We start from the raw sequence: 16604 nt of genomic DNA, 5'->3' as shown, positions 1-16604 counted from the left end.
TCTCCGCCTCGTCGAAGAGTTGCCCCAATGCTTCGTGACCGGTGCCTGCGGAACTCGATTTCGGCGGCCGTCACAGGCAAGGTCCACAGGATGCGGGCGTGCCCCCCGGGCAGGGGACGGTGCTCAAGGTCAGGTTTGTGGAGATGGGGCGGGCTGATCAACAGGTGGTCCACGGCACCGTCACCGTGGCTGCGGTCCGACTGTGGCTCCGTTGATCGTCACCCCTGGAAGATCTGCCAGGCTGTTCCGGAAGTCTCATCGCGGGTCGCGAGGTGGCCCAGCGGCAGGGCCGGCAGGCTGGCCAATGACGGATCACGCTCCAGCAGGTGAGCTGCATGGATCAGCCTCGGACGTCCGAACCAGCGTGGCTCGGCGCCCGAGAACGCCTGCCAGTCACCGTCCTCATCGAGGTGCACACGCATGACCGGTTGCCCGCGATACACGCGTTTGGACACGAACACGTGATCATCAGGAGAGAGACCCCGCACGGGGCCGCAGCCCTCGTGCACGCCGCTGTTCATCTTCCCTCCCTGGTTGAAGGATCCACCTCAGCACACCTCTCGGACACGGCCGTATCGAGGCTGCTCGAAAGATGCCCCCGCTGGGTCCGCCGGAACAGGCCCTAGCCGGCACGCCGGCCGTCTACCCAACCGTCAGGGGGCACCGGGCCGGTCGATGTGGGGTCAGTAGACCATGGGCCCGGAGTCGGTGATGTGAACGGTCTGGTTGTAGCCGACCGCCTCCGGGCCCTGCGATGCCTTTCGCATTTGTACTCGGGCTTGCCCGAAGGGCCCCAGCCCTCCTTGGGCATGTCGTTCACAGTGCGTGGTCGAGCGTGGAATCGTTGCCGAACATGATGCGTGCCACGCCCTCGCGGGTCCCCAATCCCTGATGGGGAGCCCTTCGACAGCCCCGCACGCCCTGCACCGTCCGCAGCTGAGGAGCCGTGTCCAGGTGTTGTGGGTGTGCACGTGGCCGACGCGGGTGCGCCACAAGGGCGGCAGCAAGCTGGTCTGGAGGTCGACCGGCCCAGGCAATGGGCGGACGAGGGCGTAATTCTCGAGCCGTCTGATGTCGACCACTCCTCTGCCGGTGTGGGGTGCTGGGCCGGTGCTCTCCGCATGCGACTGCATCCTTTGGCCTACCGTGTTTTCCGCCCTGTGGTGGACGATCTTGCGGCACAGCCGCGCGAGGGTTGATCCGTGCGAACAACCATCGGATACACCGCCGAAAGCATTGGCTACGTCGTAGGAGCCCAGGGGCTTGTCAGCTTCGCTTCGCAGACCCTCTTCGGCACGGAGTGGGGCTGGATGCACAAGGTCGTCGACCTCCCGTCCACCGCTTACCTAGGCGTCGTCGCCGCAGGGCTGGCGCTCATCGTCGGCGGGGTGAAGACGAGGAAGACGCCTCAGCGCAAGAAGGTCGCCTGACCGGTGGCCGCTTCAGTCCGCGACTCCCATTTCCGTCTTGTAGCGGTCGCAGCCCGCTGCCGTGCAGAGAGATCGCATAATCCGCTCGTCCGCGGTCACGTGGTCGAGCGTCTGCTGGATCGCCGCGCTCGCGTCCTCCGCGACTGCCTTGCTGGTGCCGACCACGACCGAGCTGCCGCCGCGCTGGACGGGTGATCAATGCGTCTCCCTCTCGTCACCCGAAGCGGCCTGTGGTCCCAGAAAGCCGACCACTCGGCGGAACAAACAGTGCCCTCGTGTGCACACCGAAGTAATCACATACGGGATGCGCACCTCGGCCATGGTGGTCTTATCCCGGAGGAACCGTGCCCGGAACAGGGCGGTGCGGCGAGCTCGGTCAGGTAGTCGTCGACCGTCCAGCATGGCGAAACCGCTGCAGCGGCGGCGAGGCGACTCGTCGAAGGTCTGGTCCCACCTGATGAGGCCCACTGGCGCTCCGCCCGCCCCGGGATCGGTCGCCGTCGCCGTCGCCGTTCCGCCTGCTCCTGGCGACCGGGAGCCGCGGGCGGCGGGTTGCGGGTGGGTTCTACGTGTCCATGCAGGGGCCGCGGTCGGCGTTTCCCCCGGGATGACGACGAAGCCGGAGCCGCGTTTTCGCTACGTCCTCCCAGGGCAGGCGCCCCCTACAGGAAGGCGGTGGAACATGGGCGAGAAGCACCCGGACCCCCGCCCGGCGCTGCTCCCCGATGAGGGAGCCATGGTGGACGAACACGGCCGCCCGCCGGGAGCCGAGTCCAGGACCGGTCCGGGCGGTGGCCCGCCCGCCGACCCGGACCGGGTGGAGCGCGCCATGCGGCGAGGACGCGGGGAAAGGCCCGAAAGGGACGGGTAGGTCTGAGGCAGCCCGTCGGCAGCTTGGTCGCCCGGGCCGGGCGGTGAGTGCCTTCTACGGTCGGTGACGAGGTCGCGGGTCGGGTCGACAAGACTCGCCCCGGTGCGAGGACGTGAGCGTCGGCGGAGCTGGTCGGCGCGGAGAGTGAAAGCGGGTCGGAGCCATGAAAGCGGGTCGGAGCCATGGCTCAGGCCCGCTATCCCTGTCATCTCTGTCGCTCAGCTCTCCAAGCGTCTCGGCGGAGCAGAGTGCGCCGCCTCGTGGCTTGCCTGGCCGCGGCGGCCCGCGCGAGGCTACCGCCGACTGCAGCGGACTGTCAGCGGCCGACGTCGTGTCGTCGCCGCCCGGTACCGCCGTCGCCGGCCGCCCGGGGCACGCCGGCGAGGGCTGCCGCCCGGCCTGTGGGGTGCGGGGTGGGGCCGAGCCATTCACAGAACAGGACGGTGGCGTCGTCCTGGAGGTGGCCGTCGTGGTGCTCGAGGACGGCGTGGATGAGGCGGCGCAGGGTTTCGGGGACGGGCAGACCGTCGGCGTGGTGGCGGATGAGGAAGTCGATGAACCGCGCGAGTCCGAATTCCTCGTCTCCAGGACGGCGGGCCTCAGTGATGCCGTCGGTGTACAGGACGATCCGGTCGCCGGGTTCCAGCTGCTGGCGGCACAGACGGGCAGGCAGGCCGAGGGCGGTGCCCATGGGATGGCAGGGCGGGCAGTCCAGCAGGGTGCTCCACCGGCCGCCACGGATGATCACCGGCGGGTGATGGCCGCGGTTGACCCACCTCAGCGCCCCGGTACGGGCATCGAGGTCGGCGATGACACCGGTGACGTAGCGGTCCCGGCCGTACTGTTCGATCAACACCTCCTCGATCCGCTCACCTATCTCCACCAGCCCCGCGCCCTCACGGCGCGCGTTGCGGCAGGCACCCATCGCCAGACTGGCGGTCAGCCCGGCGGCGGTATCGTGTCCCATCGCGTCGAACAGCGACAGGTGAACCACATGTCCGGCGGTCGCGTAGTCGTAGGCATCCCCGCTGATCTTGTATGCCGGTTCCATCGCCGCCGAGATCATCACCCGCCCGTCCGCGTACGTGGGCGGGGACATCAGGTGCCACTGCATCTCCGCCGCGATGTTCAGCCGCCGCGTGCGTGTCAGCCGGGCATGGAGGTCGCTGCTGCGCCGCTTGCTCGCGATGATCAGAGCAACGAGGGCCGACAGCAGCTCCATGTCCTCTAGAGCGCGCGGGTCATCATGGGGCGTCGTGATCCGCAGGACGCCCAGACGCTCAGTGCCGTCGACCAGCGGCACCCACCAGCAGCCCCCACCCCCACCCCCACCCTTGTCCTGGTCCTTTTCCCTATCCGCGCCGGCACCGACGCCGGCGAGGATCCGCCCGTACTGGAACGCGCGCCCCGCCACGGTTCCCTCGACCTTCAGCTCGGTCTCCTCACCGACCGCACCGCCGGGGTCGGCGTCCTCGCCGGACAGCAGGCGCATGACGTCGCCCTGGAGATCCACCAGGTAGATCAGCACCTGGGTGAAGCCGACCTCCGCCGCATGCTCGCCCGTCTTGGCCGGCAAAAGTTCCAACGGCATAAGGTGGCTCGCCGACAACAGGCCGGCCAGCATGCGCCGCCCCTGCGTGTCGCGGTCCTGGTCGTTCACGGCATCACCTTTGCTTCCGGCCCAGCCTGCACGCTGTCGACCACCGACGCCGATCCCCGATGGACAGGCGCCCTCTCTTCATGCTCCTCCTCCAGGAACCCCACGGACAGACGAAACCAGGCGCCCTAACGGGGCGAAATCAGGTTTTTGCGGCCAGGAAAGGGCAGGCGGCATATAGGCCCACCAGGCGGAGGGAGGATCATGGCCGCACCTGTTCTCGATCAACATGTACCGCGTACCGGTCAGCCCACGGCGTCAGCACGCAATGCCACCCGCGCTTTCCTCCTCCACGCCGCGCGGGCGAGGCCTCCTACCCGGCCCGAAAACCCCGACGGCGTGCTCCTGGTCGTCGCAGAACTCGTCACGAACGCGCTCCGCCACACCGACGGCCCCTGCAGCCTTCATCTGGAATTGCGCCAGGACCACATCGAAATCCGCGTCACCGACACCAGCCCTCACCCACCCCAGCCCCGCCCGCCCCACACCGACGGAACCGGCGGCTGGGGATGGCACCTGATTCACCACCTCACCACCCACGTACACATCGCACCCACTCCCGACGGCGGCAAAACCATCTACGCCTACGCTCCCTGGTAGGGAATGGGGGAGTGGAGACCCGGCCAGCGCCCGGTCCGATGTACGAGCGCCCGGTCCGATGTGCGAGCGGTCTCTACCTGTGCCGGCGACACGGGCCGCCGAGCGTCTCCATGCCTACGCACCCCGCCACCAGCGGCCCATCAGCGCGCCACCGACGTCGCCGACCAGCTCCTGCGCCGCACCTCGCCCCTGAGACTGTCCTGTCCCAACGACTGATCTGACCCCCGCCGGTTTCGCTAGCGCGACCCTGTCACCCCGACGGCGTCGTCGGCCCTCCGGGCCGCTTCCGCGCCTGCGGCACGCTGGGACTCCGCGGCATCACGCAGAGCACGGCGCAGCGGTGCGGTGGGTTGCGGGCCGGATTTCCGAACAGGGACCACCGTGTCGATGAGGTCCAGGAGCCGCAGGGGCTGGGCCTGCCAGCCGTAGGCGAAGAAGGTTACGCCGGGACCGCGGAGGTTGCGGTCGAGGTCGAGGTCGAGGTCGAGGAGAGCGTGCAGGCCGGTGACATCCAGGAAAGTCAGGCGGCTCATGTCGAAGACCACCACGATCACGTTCTCGTCGAGCGCCGCCCGTACGTCCTGAAGCGCCGATCGGGTGTCCAGGTCGAGCTCACCGACCAGGGACACGTGCGCAGTCGGGCCGAAACGTCTCGTCACGATGCGGAAGTCGCGCTCCATCCGTCTCACCTCGCCAGGACCGGCCAGTCGTGCACCCCCACCCGATCGCAGGGCGGGAATGGTCCACATCGATCGTGCCCCAGCCTTGAAAGTGTCCGCAAGCCTGCCCCGCAGTGCTGACGCGGTGAGCCACGACCTGCCCGGCCGAGCACAGTGCTCGCAGGCCTCCGGGCCAGGTCCCAGGGCCTACGGGCCCTCTGTACGGGGTGCGGTCTCCGGTCAGGCGCCTTCGCCGAGGACGGTGCGGATCAGTGCCCGCTGGGCGTCGGACAGGCAGGGGTCCTGGAGGTCGAGCACCTCGTCGTCGACGGTGATCCGGTAGTGGTAGCCGTCGGCCACGGGGGCGACGGCCTGTTGCGCGAGTTCCTCCAGCTCCGCCGCGTCCGCGCGGTCCGAGGTGTCCAGTGCACGCAGCTTCTCGAAGCCGGCGAAGCCTCCGGAGCGGGTGACCGTGATCAGCATGGCTGTTCCTCCCTGTTCCCGGTGATGTCACACGGTCTGCACGTCGCAGCCACTGGCGCGAATGCCCCGAACGCCGACCCGCTGTCACGGATCCGGGTCCCGGCGGTGCGAACGTCCGGAAAGCGCCGCTGTGTGGCCGACCCGTCATCGGCGAGCCGTATGCACGGAAGCGGGAGGTGCGGGAGGTGCGGGAGGTGGGTGGGATGCGGGAGGTACGGGGAGGTACGGGAGGTGCGTGCGAGAGGCGTGGGTGGGGCGCGTCGGCTGTCGGGGCCGGGGGCTGTCAGCAGGGCGCCCTGCGACGGGTGCACGGCCCGCCGCCGCATCCCTCGAGGAGCGTCGCCGCGACTTGGGGTCCGGAAGCTCCCGCCGGTACTCAGCCGGCCGCCGCGGCCGGGCCCTGCCGGAAGCGGGGCACCTCCTCGACCGTGACGTCCAGGCGCAGTCGTTTGAAGCGCACCGGGTGCCGGTAGGTCCCGCCGTGATCGACGGCGGTGTCGGCACTGATCTCGGCGACCAGCTCGGGGCGGACCAGAGTCACGTGCAGGACGTCTCTGCTGCCCCAGGCCGATGTGAACCGCAGGCCCGTCCACGGGTGTCCTGGGTCGGCCTCGGTCACGTTCCCGCCGACCAGACGGGCCGCCTCGGGTCGCAGCGGGGCCGTGCGGCCTACGGGATGGAGGTGGCCGAGTGCGTCGTGGCGGCCCAGGAGGAGGAGCTGCGGGCGGACCATGGTGCCGGTGACGGCCCCGATGACCGCTTCGGTGGTGTCCCGGTGCCTCAGTTTGTACCAGCCTCTGTAGCCTGGCTGGTAGTGCTGGTGGATGGCTTTGACCACGATGCCTTCCACGCCGGACACATCTGTGCAGGACTCCAGCCATTCCTGGGCCTTGATCAGGTCCGTGGTCATCGGGCACAACGTCCAGGGGGACGAGAGCCTGTGCGAGGCGAACAGGGTCTCCAGCCGGGCGCGGCGCTGCAGGTACGGGGACTTGAGCAGCACGGTCCCCTCCTGCTGCAGGATGTCGAAGGCGATGAAGAACGCGGACAGGCTCGCGGCCAGCCTTCGCGCGCCACGGCCGCGCGCGGCGGCCCTGCGCTGTAGCGCCTCGAACGACAATCGGCCCGCCTCGGCGTCCCAGACCACGAGCTCCCCGTCCAGGACCAGACCGCCGGGCAGCTGCTCGGCGGCGGAAACGAGGTCGGGGAAACGGTCCTGGACCAGAGCCCCCCGCCGGGACTGCACCAGCAGTCGGTCTCCTGCGCCGGTGGGGGTGAACAGCAGCGTCCGGTGACCGTCGAATTTCTGCTCGAACGCCAGCGGGCCCAGCACACCGGGACCCGGCACCGACTCCACAGCCTGCGCCAGCATCGGCTCCACCGGCGGTCGCAGCGTCACCCGGAAACCTCCTCAGGGTCGCCCTCCCTTCCAGGGTCGCCCGTGGCGGAGTACCTGCTCGACTGGAGTGTCCCTGCGAAGGGCAAACCGCTGTTGCGACAAGGCGGACGTCGACCTGTCCGGGCCGGTCGCGGACGACGACGCGCACCTGTCGGCGATCCGGGAGGCGGCTGCCCCACACCCCGCGGAGCCCGCCTCGCTCGGCACCACATGCGCCCGCCGGTCTCGACGGCCAGGCCGCCGCGGAGCCGCTGATCGCGTTGAGGGGCCTGGCAGACCTGCCGCAAGTCAAAGCTCAGCTGGGCCATGACCCCTGGGCGCGGACAACACCAGGTGCCCGATACGGCAGGTTACGGCCGCGCTCGGCACGAGCCGGCCGTCGGAGCGCAACCGTCGGAGCGCAACCGTCGGAGCGCAACCGTCGGAGCGCAACCGTCGGAGCGCGGCCACGAGGCACGGTCGCTCTGCCCGTGTGCGGGGCAGGGCGGGCGCGTCTGCAGCGAGGTTGCCGGCCGCGTGCCGGCGGTCGACGTCCTCGAGGAGTCGGCACGGCTGCGAATCTCAGGCCCGCCCCGGTGGCCGGCTGTGCCAGCGACTGAGACCGCGCCGCGGCGCCGTCTCAGTCGCTGGAGAGCGCCTGGAGGAGGTCGCCGACCTGCGGGTCGGGCAGGGCGCGCGCGACGTCGGCCTGGGCGACGATGCCGACCAGGCGGTGCCCGTCGATGACGGGAAGGCGCCGTACCTTGTGCTCGGTCATGGTGCGCAGGATCTCGGCGGCGTCGTCGTCGGCGCCGATGGTGACCGCTTCGCCCTGGGCCAGCTCCCCGGCCTTCACCTGGCTCGGGTCCTTGCCCGCGCCGAGGACCTTCACGACGATGTCGCGGTCGGTGAGCATGCCCTTGAGCCTGTCGTCCGTACCGCAGATCGGCAGCGCTCCGACGCCCATCTGCGTCATCTTCTTCGCGGCCTCAAGGACCGTCTCCTCGGCGCCGATGCACTCGGCGCCCTCCGTCATGATCTCGCGAGCCGTGGTCATCCGGCCGCTCCTTTCTCAAGGGTGTCCTCGGACCCCGCTGACTCCGGCGGTAGGCCGGGCGCGGAAACGTGGGGCGTCCACTTGCCCCTGCCGGCGTGCATCAGGTGTGCAGGCGGCTGTTGATCCCGTCGTGACTGTCGGCTTGGTCCTCGTCGAGCCAGCAGTCGCCTGCGGCCAGATAGCGGAAGGAATGCACGCTCTTCTCGGGCAGGCTGACGGTGACCGCCCGCGAGCCGTCCTTGCGGGGCACCAGAGTGTGGATGCCGGGCTGCCAGTCGTTGAAATCACCCACCACGCTGACCGGGCCCGGAGGGGTGTCAGCGGGCAGGACGAACGTGACCTGGGTGCGGTCCTTGAGCTGCTTGCGTTCCAGCACGGAAGGAGACTCCTCGGCGGCAGGGACGGGTGGTCGCGGGCCATCCTCCAGCCATCACGGTCCGACCACCCCGGGACGCGGCCGTGTCAGGTATTCCTTCACCCGACCGGCAGCGGGCCGGAGCGCGGTGTGAACGACTGCGGCCCGCAACAGGAAGAGCCGCATGATCGCGGTGACCGTCCGCCCCACCACCGAGGGAGTCGGGACAGCCCTGCTCAGCAGCGGCTCAAGGCAGAAAGCGGGGCTCGGCGGCCCGCCGCCGAGGCATCAGGGGCGGCCGCCTGGGCACACGAGGTCCATGTCCGGAGACCACGCACGTCCCACGAGCGCCCTCTACCGTTCCGGCCCCCGCCCAAGCCCGGCCGCGCCATCGCACGGGGCGAGGCACGGGCGCCGCGAAGGGCTCGGCAGGCGGCTGCGCCGCAGGATCCTTGCTTACCGCGACGTCGAATTCCTCTCCACCCGCATCCCCGGCGACCCCACTCCCGCGCAGGAGTGCCTGCTCCTGGTCCACGTCCGCAAGGTCGTCGGCCAGATTCACTACCAGATCTGCACCTCCTGCGGTCAAGGTGTGATCACGGGTATCCACATCGACGAACACTTCCTCTCCAGCGGCCTCGGCAACCGCGCCCTGTCGCACCTGCGAGCCCGCCACCCGGGCGTCCGCTGGCACAGCAACCTCACCCTGCGCACTACATGCGACCTGCTGCGGTGCATGCGCATCCCCGCCGCCTCGGTCGACGTGGCGTGTACGCACGGGCTCGCGCAGCGGATCCGGTAGCGGCAGGAGGGAGGCAAGTCGTACGGGAGGGGGCCCTCCCCGAGTGCGGCACCGACCGCCCACGCATACGGATATTCGTCCACGCCCGGAGCGGGCGGCAGGGTGGTGGGTCCGCCCCGGCCCAGGCGACATGCTCCTGGTGACCGGCCGGCCTGACAGGGCACCGCCGCAGGCTCCACGGGGCAGGTCCGGATGTAGGGCGAGGCAACTTCGCCTGAGGAACTTACGCTGGAAACGGCGGCCGGTACGCTGAGCGGCCCCCGGCCGTCACCCCCGTGGGCACCTGCCCCTCCCCCTCAGCGCAGGTGCCCACTCGTCATGCAGCCCGCGGCTGGGCCAGCGCCCGCCCCGAACCGGGGCATGTCCGCCGCGCTCACGTCCAAGCCAGCCGCTCGAAACGCAGGGGAAGCCGGCGCTCCCGCCGTTCTCACCGGTCGGCGACTCGTGCTGCCGCGCAGGGAGCCCGGGCGGAGGCCGGTCGCTTGACGAGTCCGGCGTGCCGGGCGCGGTCTCGCTCAGGCCGGACCGGTGGCCGCACAGCGCCGCCATGACGGAGGCTGCCAGAGGCGTCGTAACGGGAAAGCCGTGGCGCCGGCAGCGGCCGTTGATGCCGTCCCCGCACCCTCCTCGGGCGCGGTCTGCCGAGGTGTTGCTGCGCGGCGGTTTTGCGGGAGAGGGCCAGGAGGGCTGGTGCCTGGCTGGTAGGCCAGGAGGGTTCAGGACGCCCGGTCAAGCACGTCACATCTCCCTATATCTCCGAAGTGTACATAATTAGTATGAATGTCCCATTCCTTACGTGATTCTTGACGGGCGTCGGGCCGGTGCCGACGATGCTGTGAGAAGCCCGAATCGCGGGAGAAGCAGAAGTCTGGAGGAGCAGAGGCACTCAGGCCGAGTGGGAGGAAGACATGACCCAGACCATGGAGCGCGACCGCGTCCCGGCCGCCGACGGCCTGCAGATCAGCGTGACCCCGGGGCCGTATGGGTCGGCCGATGTCGCCGTCAGTGGCGAGGTCGATCTCCACAACGCCGGATATGTCGGCGAGGCCCTCCTGACCGCCCTCACCACCTACCGGGGCGGCGTCACCCTCGACCTCGACCAGGTCACCTTCTGCGACTGCGCCGGCCTCAACGTTCTCCTGGCCGCCCGCAACACCGCCCAGCAAGCCCACCGAACGCTGCGGATCGCCACCGCCGGCCGCACCGTGGAACGGCTCCTCCAGCTCACCGGAACCCGTCCCTACCTCATGTGATCGGGACGCCTACCTCGAAGCCTGTGATCCCCATGACGTCTCCCCTCCCTCTCGCGGCTCGGTCAGAGGCGGCCCTCCCTACCCCCAACGCACCGGAGCCGCCCGAGCAGGTCGTCTCGTGGGCCGTGGGCACGCTGATGGCGAGGATCCCCGCACCGGCCCGTGTAGCCGAGCGGATCCTCTCCGCCGCTGCCGCTCACGCTCAACTTCCCGTGCCCGGGCTGGCCGCCGCGATGGCCGCCCAAGCGCGCGGCGCACCCCTGCCCGCCCACGTGGAACGGGCACTTCACCAGGCCGTCCAGGCGGCACAGTCCCCGGACAGCGCCCCCTCGACGCCCGGCCCGCACCTGATGCCGAACCTCGAGGACGCCGAACAGGCGCTCGGCCGGTTCTTCGACGCCCGGGTGCGCCTGGCCGCCGTACCCACCGACGATGCCGCACGCCGGGCCCTGGACGACTCCCTCTTCACCCTGTGCGTGCTCATGGCGCAGCCCTCCGCGCACGCGGCGGTGCACGAGGCGCTCCAGTACACGCAGGGCTGACCTCGCCCTCCCGGCCCAGCAGGGCGCCTGCTCTGGACGATGGGCGGACTTCTCTGCCTGCCGGCCGACTGCCCGCTTCGGGCCGAGCCGTGCCGGCTTGGACGCGGACGGTCGGCAGCGGCTGCTGGCCGAGCGGCTCGGGGCGGAGGGGTCAGCGAAGTCCGCCGGGCCGGGCATGGGCACTGTTCGACTGCAACACGGTCCAATTCATCACCCGCAGGATGATGGGACAGTTCGACGCCTGCCCACTCGACGATGCATCGCTCCGGAAGCAGACAGACACATTCCCGCGCCACTCCGTCACGAGCGCGGAGTCGGCCCGGAACTTCTCGGGGATATGTGGAGGAGGTTCAGCTTCTCGGTGAAGGCGGCCAGCGCGGCGTCGTACGCCTCGATCGCCCCGCGGTCCTGCGGCTCGACCCCGGGTTCTTCAACTGCCATCAACCCCCCTGCCTGCACGCAAAAGCCACGCCAGAGGGCGGTGAGGCCGTACGTATACGGATTGCGCCGAACGGTTGCGAACGCCCCGCCCCGTCCGGAACCAGCCCGAACCCGGCCGACCGAAACGGAGGGTCGTCCGGGGCCGGGCGGGCCCGTACGGATCACTCGGAACCCGGCGGCAGAGGCGCTCTCCTGGAGTCATGACCAACACCGGCACCACCCCGCAGACACCCGACCCCCACCGGTCTCCAGACCACGAACCGGACCCGGCAAGCAGGACGCACCGCATCCCCGACGCCGCGGTCCTGGTCGCGCTCCTCGCCACCTGCGCCGGCATCTACCTCACCGTCGGCGAAGCCGGATTCGCCGGCGTCATCAGCGCCGTCGCCGCCCTCTACGGCACCTGGCGCGCACGCCGATGAACCCCGCGACGAGCGGTCCCTCGCACAGCCCGATCTTCGATCGCCGTCCCGTTGGGGGCGTGCCTGCGTCAGATATCGAGCAGGCCCAGTTCGCTGTCGGGCCCCGGCACAGCGGGCACACCACCACGTCGGGGACCGTCAGCAGGATCTCCCGGACGCTCTGCCCAAGCTCTTGAGGTGGCATGTCCGGCCTGCGGCGCTGCGCCCGGGAGCCCGGTGCGGAATCGCCCTCGGACAGCCATCACCAAGCGATCACTGTCTGTGCTTGTCTGTAAAGGAGTCGCGGTGGGGCGCCACCCGTCGCGTGTGCCCAGATCCGCCAACTGCGGGCCCAGCCCAGACCGTCGGCCACCTGTACGTGCAGGTTCTTCTGGAGCGGCACGCAAAGGCCTGATAGGACGGTATGGCATCGGTATGGTGCTGATATGGCGAAGAAGAAGGTCACGGTCACGATCGACACCGACAAGGTGGCAGTGATCGAAAGCATCCTGCGCGCCAGCCCGGACGGCTCGGTCCCCGCGTGGATCGAAGACGCGGTGTCCGCCAAGCTCGACCAGGCCGAACGCGCGGACCGAGCCGTCCGATGGTTCGCCTACCGCGCGCGCGAAGAGAACCCTGGCGAGTGGGAGAAGGCCTTGGCCGCCGCCGAGGCAGCCGACCGCCGGCACGGCTTCATCGGCCGCCCTGACGAGGAGCAGAGCGCCGCGTGAACACCGGCTACATCCTCGACCACACCGCGATCGCGGCCCTCGCGCACGGCGATATGTACATGGCCGCACGCGTCTTCCGCTCCGTCCAGCAAGTCCAACCCCTGTACGTGCCGGCAATCGCTTTCGCTGCAGGGCTCACCTCCGTCGTGCAGGCGGAGGTAGCGCAGATGCTGCAGGACGCCATGTCGGCCCCGTGCTTCGTCTTCCGGGCCCTGGACGAAGCGGGCTGCTGGGCCGTCGCTCAGCTCACTCGCGAGCGAGCCGCCGATCTGCCCACAGCTCACTGCGCCCATCTCGCGCTCGGCTCCGGCCTGCCCGTCCTCACCCGCCAGGCCACTGCTTACAAGCAGATCGACAGCCGGATCGTCGCCGAACCGATCGGATAGAGGTCCCGACCCGCCGCCGCGCGCAGTCATGCGCGCCGCAATCAGGGCCCTTCAGCGGCTCGGCGGGGTGAACGCCGTCCGCAGCCGCTCTCGGCCACAGCGGGATGAGGACCGCTCCAATCAGAGTCGCAAGCGTCGACCAGGTCATCCCGGGGAGGTTCTCCCTGGCGCTCTGCGCGAAATCTCCACAAGCGAGGCCTCCCCCGCCGTCGTCGACGCCGTGTTCCGTGACGGCAGCACCATGGCTCTATACACGTCGATGGGCTCTGGCACGACTTCCGTGTAGCGGTCACGATGAGTGATCAGTGGGTGTTTCGAGTGCTGGGAGGATCTGTCGCATTTCCTGGCGCCACTGGTCGGCCTCGGCGCTGTCCATCCAGCCGGTTGCCATTTCTGATCCGTCCTGGAGAACCCGGTCCAGTGCGAGTCTCGCCGACGCGCGAAGGGAGGCTGGCAGTGTGAGCAGCGGTTCGCTGGGGCCGTCGTCCGGGTCAATCACGATGGGGCCGTCCGGGAGGGACCGCGCTGCTCGCCTCACTGGAGCGGGACTCGGGCGCGGTAGCGATCACGAAGTCCGGCTGATTCGCATGCCATAGGGTCATGCAGTGACCAGCTCCCTGCCTACTTCCGAATGCGTGTTTGCCGATGAGTTGCTGCTCGAGGGATATGGCGGCCCGAGCGCGCTTTATGTGCGCGACCAAGCACGCGGCGTCGTCAGGGCGGTGCACGCCGGAGCGGCGATCGCTCCGGATGACACCAACAAGCTGGTCGACCTGCTCGGCGATGCAGAGGCATTCATCAACGAGCCGACCGAGCCCGCTCATCTGCGTGAGGGAAACCGCCACGACATCACCAAGGCCTTGCTGATCCACGCGTGCCGCACCGGCGATCCGGACCTTGTACGACGCCTCCGGCAGGTGGCGCCGTCGGAGGTCCACCGCATCGATCTTCGCCTCTCACTGTCGGTGCCATGCCTCCTCGCGCTCTTCGACGGCCTCGGACAGGAAGAACTGGCCGTTCGTCACGCCGCCATGCACATGGTCCGCAACATCCACGGCCACACCGACATCACGCCGATCCTCGACACCGTCATCAGCGAGCTGGCCTCCCCTGAGCGCGGTCGCGGCCACCATCGGGTCGCCCCGGCCGACGGTGCACGCTGGGCGCTGCTCGCCTACAGCCGCGGGACCAACGATTTCGACAGCCTGCGCGAGTGGGTCGCGGCGGCGATCGATCCGTCTACGCCGACTCAGAGCGCGCTTCGCACGCTGGCCGCCCTGTACGCGGTTACCGAACAATTCGACCGGGCGATCAGCCTTGTTGGACGTGCAAGCACCCGGGTCGCTGTCATCGGGGGGATCCACGACGCCGTCTGCGAGATCGCTGGAAGCCTCGGGTTTACGAGACATCTGCCCAATGCCCGCTACCCCTTCGCAGAGGCGATCGCCGTCGCCGAGGGCCTGGCCACCAACGCCGGCCATCGCAAGCAGGTGGAGGACATCCGCAAGCGGCTCAACCATCTCCGACCCAGGAATTCCGCCGAACCTGGACCACGTCCTTCGGTTGCTCCGTGAAGGCGGCAAGCTGAAGGTCACACGGCTCGACCGGCTCTCCCGCTCGATGCTGCCCCTGGTGACCCTCGGCGCCGACCTGCGCGAGCGCGGCATTGGGCTGCATGTCATCGAGAAGGGCATCAACCACCGGCCGTGGGAGGAGCTCGGCTGGCCGCGCGTCGGCAGGTACGGCCTGACCGTGACACCAGGTGGCATCGCGGTGTGGGTGGACTCTCCCGCGATCACGGTGGGCGCCCGCTGATCTCGGAGACCGCAGAGCGCTTCCCCAGCGCTGCAGGCGACCGCACTCGGCATGAGCGACCTCGCCCTGAAGCCGAGGCGCGCAGCGGGCTGCCGCTGCCGCCCTGGTAGCCCGAGTCCGGCCTGCGCATGGCGTTCCGGCAGCAGGAGAGAGGGTGTCTATTGCGCCCATTCCACGCCGAGTTCGGCCAGAGCAGTGCGCTGCGCCTGGTGGACCACCTGCGCACCGTGACCAGCGGGGAATGCGCCGGCGCCTGCAGCACGGGCGGCCAAACTCACCGCGCTCTGTCAGTGCCACTGCCTAGGGTGGGGCGGATGAACGAGATAACGATCGCGGCCGACCAGGACGAGTGGCGAGGCGGGTTCGAAGAGCGGGTGCTGGCCGGGTACCGGGCCGCGGGCTGCTCGGGGCCGCTGGCCCAGGCCCTGCTGGAGCGGGCGGTCAAGGGAATCGACGACTGGACGGTGGCCACGGACGGCACCGGGTGGATCGCGGTCGAGGTGACAGAGGACAACGGGGCGACCGTCGGCCGGATCCATGACCTGACCGTGCCGCAGGGGCGCCCGTGGGCCGAGCGGTGGTGCGCCGAGCGCGGCGCGCGGCGGGTGGAGGTCCGGCTGACCGGGGGAGCGGGGGCGTTCACCGACTATCCGGTACGGGGACAGAACCGGCTACGTGCCGCAGCCGAGCAGCCCGAGCTGCCGCCGGGCCTGACGGCCCGCCACCTCACCGAGGAGGAGTACCCGGGCTGGTACGCCGCTGAGGAGGCCGGGTACATCGCGGACATCGTCCGGGCCGGGGCACTGACCCCGGAGCAGGCCAAAGAGAAGTCCGACCAGGACTTCGCCCTCTACCTCCCGGAGGGCTACCAGACGCCGGGGCAGGCCTTCTACGCACTGGAGGCCGAAGGCCAGGTGGTCGGCACCGGCTGGATGAACCATGGCTTTCTTCCGGGTGTGACCTTCGGTTTCTCACTGGAGGTCTACGAGGAACACCGCGGCAAGGGCTACGGCCGGGCCGCGATGGCCGTCGGTGAGTGGGCCACACGGCAGGGCGGCGACGAGGCGATGATGTTGAACGTCTTCGGCGGCAACGAGGTCGCGATGAGCCTGTACGACAGTACCGGCTTCGCCGTACTGGAGGAGTACCGCTCGATCGACCTCTAGTAGTGCTTTGTCAGTGGCGGTGCGGGCTCGGCTGGAGGAGTTTGCCTCTGAGGTGTTCGCGCCGCTGGTGGGGCGAGACCAGCGGGCCAAGGGCTCGCTGTATCTGCGCGGGCTGCTGCTGGACGGCCGCAGGAAGTCGATGCAGCCAATGGTTGACCGGCTCGGGGTCGATCACCAGCAGTTGCAGCAGTGCATGACGTCCTCGACCGGCCCGTCGACCAGGTGCGGGCACAGCCGGCATGGCGGGCGGTGGCTGCGGTGCGGCCGCAGGTATGGGTGGTGGACGACATGCGAACGCCACCCTCGCGAGCACTTGGCCTTCCTCGGCCTCGCCGCCGCCATCTGCTGCTACAAGCGACTCGTCCGCCTCACCACATAGGACACGCTCTTACTGCGCTCCTGGCTGAGTACAGGAGCGCGGCGCGGACCGCCTCCGGGTCAGCGGCCTCCACCACCGCACGCGACCACCGCCGCGGCCCGGCGTCCGCGGCCGGGACCAGACCTGAACCCGTCCGTCGCCCACCGCCACGCCGCCACCGGTCCCCGCAGCCGGCTCGCCGCCTGCCCCTTGTCGAAT

General features: G+C 69.7%; 21 protein-coding genes and 2 pseudogenes. 14 read left to right on the top strand and 9 right to left on the bottom strand.

The genetic code is table 11. The annotated features are described in order from the left end of the window. Positions 1–218 precede the first annotated feature (218 nt). Positions 219–521, bottom strand: a complete 303-nt coding sequence (locus tag ACWGIF_RS04670; protein ID WP_453491022.1) for a hypothetical protein — start codon at positions 519–521, stop codon at positions 219–221. Between the two features lie 681 nt (positions 522–1202). Between ACWGIF_RS04670 and ACWGIF_RS04665 the strand changes: the two genes are divergently transcribed. Together ACWGIF_RS04665 and ACWGIF_RS04660 are read left to right on the top strand one after the other, a co-directional pair. Then, a complete protein-coding gene (locus tag ACWGIF_RS04665) occupies positions 1203–1430 on the top strand; it encodes a hypothetical protein (RefSeq protein WP_453491019.1) in 228 nt (75 codons plus the stop codon). 682 nt (positions 1431–2112) lie between these two features. Next, positions 2113–2301 (top strand): hypothetical protein, encoded by a 189-nt coding sequence (locus ACWGIF_RS04660; RefSeq protein ID WP_453491017.1) that lies wholly within the window; start codon positions 2113–2115, stop codon positions 2299–2301. Between the two features lie 316 nt (positions 2302–2617). Here the strand turns inward: ACWGIF_RS04660 and ACWGIF_RS04655 are convergent, their stop codons facing one another. Beyond that, positions 2618–3925: a PP2C family protein-serine/threonine phosphatase gene (locus tag ACWGIF_RS04655; protein WP_453491224.1), complete on the bottom strand. Its 1308-nt coding sequence runs from the start codon at positions 3923–3925 to the stop codon at positions 2618–2620. A 237-nt stretch (positions 3926–4162) separates the two neighbouring features. Here ACWGIF_RS04655 and ACWGIF_RS04650 point away from each other — a divergent pair, with 237 nt between their 5' ends. Beyond that, positions 4163–4558 (top strand): ATP-binding protein, encoded by a 396-nt coding sequence (locus ACWGIF_RS04650; protein ID WP_453491014.1) that lies wholly within the window; start codon positions 4163–4165, stop codon positions 4556–4558. Between the two features lie 236 nt (positions 4559–4794). Here ACWGIF_RS04650 and ACWGIF_RS04645 read toward each other — a convergent pair whose 3' ends face one another. The 5 genes from ACWGIF_RS04645 to ACWGIF_RS04625 form a co-directional block, all read right to left on the bottom strand. Then, positions 4795–5238, bottom strand: coding sequence for an STAS domain-containing protein (locus tag ACWGIF_RS04645; protein ID WP_453491012.1), 444 nt, complete (start codon positions 5236–5238; stop codon positions 4795–4797). Between the two features lie 219 nt (positions 5239–5457). Next, positions 5458–5700, bottom strand: coding sequence for a protealysin inhibitor emfourin (locus ACWGIF_RS04640; RefSeq protein WP_453491009.1), 243 nt, complete (start codon positions 5698–5700; stop codon positions 5458–5460). 376 nt (positions 5701–6076) lie between these two features. Continuing rightward, a complete protein-coding gene (locus ACWGIF_RS04635) occupies positions 6077–7099 on the bottom strand; it encodes an ATP-dependent DNA ligase (protein WP_453491006.1) in 1023 nt (340 codons plus the stop codon). A 619-nt stretch (positions 7100–7718) separates the two neighbouring features. Continuing rightward, entirely contained in the window at positions 7719–8135 is a 417-nt protein-coding gene (locus ACWGIF_RS04630; RefSeq protein ID WP_453491003.1) for a CBS domain-containing protein, read from the bottom strand. A gap of 100 nt (positions 8136–8235) precedes the next feature. Next, positions 8236–8511: an isoamylase early set domain-containing protein gene (locus tag ACWGIF_RS04625; protein ID WP_453491000.1), complete on the bottom strand. Its 276-nt coding sequence runs from the start codon at positions 8509–8511 to the stop codon at positions 8236–8238. Between the two features lie 298 nt (positions 8512–8809). Between ACWGIF_RS04625 and ACWGIF_RS04620 the strand changes: the two genes are divergently transcribed. From ACWGIF_RS04620 to ACWGIF_RS04610, 3 genes are all read left to right on the top strand, one after another. Then, positions 8810–9292, top strand: a complete 483-nt coding sequence (locus tag ACWGIF_RS04620) for a hypothetical protein (RefSeq protein WP_453490997.1) — start codon at positions 8810–8812, stop codon at positions 9290–9292. Positions 9293–10200: 908 nt separating this feature from the next. Further along, positions 10201–10545, top strand: a complete 345-nt coding sequence (locus tag ACWGIF_RS04615; protein ID WP_453490994.1) for an STAS domain-containing protein — start codon at positions 10201–10203, stop codon at positions 10543–10545. Positions 10546–10670: 125 nt separating this feature from the next. Then, complete coding sequence (locus tag ACWGIF_RS04610) at positions 10671–11087, top strand: DUF5133 domain-containing protein (protein ID WP_453490991.1); 417 nt, start codon at positions 10671–10673, stop codon at positions 11085–11087. Positions 11088–11387: 300 nt separating this feature from the next. Here the strand turns inward: ACWGIF_RS04610 and ACWGIF_RS04605 are convergent, their stop codons facing one another. Further along, positions 11388–11528, bottom strand: coding sequence for a hypothetical protein (locus ACWGIF_RS04605; RefSeq protein ID WP_453490988.1), 141 nt, complete (start codon positions 11526–11528; stop codon positions 11388–11390). Between the two features lie 200 nt (positions 11529–11728). Here ACWGIF_RS04605 and ACWGIF_RS04600 point away from each other — a divergent pair, with 200 nt between their 5' ends. The 3 genes from ACWGIF_RS04600 to ACWGIF_RS04590 all read left to right on the top strand — a co-directional run bounded on the left by ACWGIF_RS04600 (position 11729) and on the right by ACWGIF_RS04590 (position 13046). After that, the gene (locus ACWGIF_RS04600; RefSeq protein ID WP_453490985.1) at positions 11729–11950 is read left to right on the top strand and encodes a hypothetical protein; all 222 of its coding nucleotides are present in this window, start codon (positions 11729–11731) and stop codon (positions 11948–11950) included. 425 nt (positions 11951–12375) lie between these two features. Then, positions 12376–12660, top strand: coding sequence for a hypothetical protein (locus ACWGIF_RS04595; RefSeq protein ID WP_453490982.1), 285 nt, complete (start codon positions 12376–12378; stop codon positions 12658–12660). Continuing rightward, positions 12657–13046, top strand: a complete 390-nt coding sequence (locus ACWGIF_RS04590) for a hypothetical protein (protein ID WP_453490979.1) — start codon at positions 12657–12659, stop codon at positions 13044–13046. Before ACWGIF_RS04595 ends, ACWGIF_RS04590 begins: the two co-directional genes overlap by 4 nt. A 289-nt stretch (positions 13047–13335) precedes the next feature. On the opposite strand, the gene ACWGIF_RS04585 is transcribed toward ACWGIF_RS04590, so the two are convergent. After that, the gene (locus ACWGIF_RS04585) at positions 13336–13545 is read right to left on the bottom strand and encodes a DUF4259 domain-containing protein (protein WP_453490976.1); all 210 of its coding nucleotides are present in this window, start codon (positions 13543–13545) and stop codon (positions 13336–13338) included. 106 nt (positions 13546–13651) lie between these two features. On the opposite strand from ACWGIF_RS04585, the gene ACWGIF_RS04580 reads away from it, so the two are divergent. From ACWGIF_RS04580 to ACWGIF_RS04560, 5 genes and pseudogenes are all read left to right on the top strand, one after another. Then, positions 13652–14620 carry a hypothetical protein gene (locus tag ACWGIF_RS04580; RefSeq protein ID WP_453490973.1) on the top strand — a complete coding sequence of 323 codons (969 nt, stop codon included), beginning with the start codon at positions 13652–13654 and terminating at the stop codon, positions 14618–14620. Beyond that, on the top strand, positions 14610–14861 hold the full coding sequence (locus tag ACWGIF_RS04575; protein ID WP_453490970.1) for a recombinase family protein: 252 nt from the start codon (positions 14610–14612) through the stop codon (positions 14859–14861). Before ACWGIF_RS04580 ends, ACWGIF_RS04575 begins: the two co-directional genes overlap by 11 nt. A 314-nt stretch (positions 14862–15175) precedes the next feature. Continuing rightward, a complete protein-coding gene (locus ACWGIF_RS04570) occupies positions 15176–16027 on the top strand; it encodes a GNAT family N-acetyltransferase (protein ID WP_453490967.1) in 852 nt (283 codons plus the stop codon). A 7-nt stretch (positions 16028–16034) separates the two neighbouring features. Then, a pseudogene (locus ACWGIF_RS04565) lies at positions 16035–16327 on the top strand (transposase); the annotation flags it as partial. Next, positions 16320–16406: pseudogene (locus ACWGIF_RS04560) on the top strand (IS5/IS1182 family transposase); the annotation flags it as partial. The pseudogenes ACWGIF_RS04565 and ACWGIF_RS04560, both read left to right, overlap by 8 nt. Between the last annotated feature and the right edge of the window lie 198 nt (positions 16407–16604).

The organism is Streptomyces sp. NPDC054849 (assembly GCF_053610945.1).
Note: the sequence above shows the minus strand (reverse complement) of the source record. Positions and strands in the feature narration are given on the sequence as shown.

What these genes read in the sequence shown, in the direction of transcription:
- ACWGIF_RS04670 (WP_453491022.1), bottom strand. Translation starts at nt 521, where the DNA reads ATGAACAGCGGCGTGCACGAGGGCTGCGGCCCCGTGCGGGGTCTCTCT.
- ACWGIF_RS04660 (WP_453491017.1), top strand. Translation starts at nt 2,113, where the DNA reads ATGGGCGAGAAGCACCCGGACCCCCGCCCGGCGCTGCTCCCCGATGAG.
- ACWGIF_RS04655 (WP_453491224.1), bottom strand. Translation starts at nt 3,925, where the DNA reads ATGCTGGCCGGCCTGTTGTCGGCGAGCCACCTTATGCCGTTGGAACTT.
- ACWGIF_RS04650 (WP_453491014.1), top strand. Translation starts at nt 4,163, where the DNA reads ATGGCCGCACCTGTTCTCGATCAACATGTACCGCGTACCGGTCAGCCC.
- ACWGIF_RS04645 (WP_453491012.1), bottom strand. Translation starts at nt 5,238, where the DNA reads ATGGAGCGCGACTTCCGCATCGTGACGAGACGTTTCGGCCCGACTGCG.
- ACWGIF_RS04640 (WP_453491009.1), bottom strand. Translation starts at nt 5,700, where the DNA reads ATGCTGATCACGGTCACCCGCTCCGGAGGCTTCGCCGGCTTCGAGAAG.
- ACWGIF_RS04630 (WP_453491003.1), bottom strand. Translation starts at nt 8,135, where the DNA reads ATGACCACGGCTCGCGAGATCATGACGGAGGGCGCCGAGTGCATCGGC.
- ACWGIF_RS04620 (WP_453490997.1), top strand. Translation starts at nt 8,810, where the DNA reads ATGTCCGGAGACCACGCACGTCCCACGAGCGCCCTCTACCGTTCCGGC.
- ACWGIF_RS04615 (WP_453490994.1), top strand. Translation starts at nt 10,201, where the DNA reads ATGACCCAGACCATGGAGCGCGACCGCGTCCCGGCCGCCGACGGCCTG.
- ACWGIF_RS04605 (WP_453490988.1), bottom strand. Translation starts at nt 11,528, where the DNA reads ATGGCAGTTGAAGAACCCGGGGTCGAGCCGCAGGACCGCGGGGCGATC.
- ACWGIF_RS04600 (WP_453490985.1), top strand. Translation starts at nt 11,729, where the DNA reads ATGACCAACACCGGCACCACCCCGCAGACACCCGACCCCCACCGGTCT.
- ACWGIF_RS04595 (WP_453490982.1), top strand. Translation starts at nt 12,376, where the DNA reads ATGGCGAAGAAGAAGGTCACGGTCACGATCGACACCGACAAGGTGGCA.
- ACWGIF_RS04570 (WP_453490967.1), top strand. Translation starts at nt 15,176, where the DNA reads ATGAACGAGATAACGATCGCGGCCGACCAGGACGAGTGGCGAGGCGGG.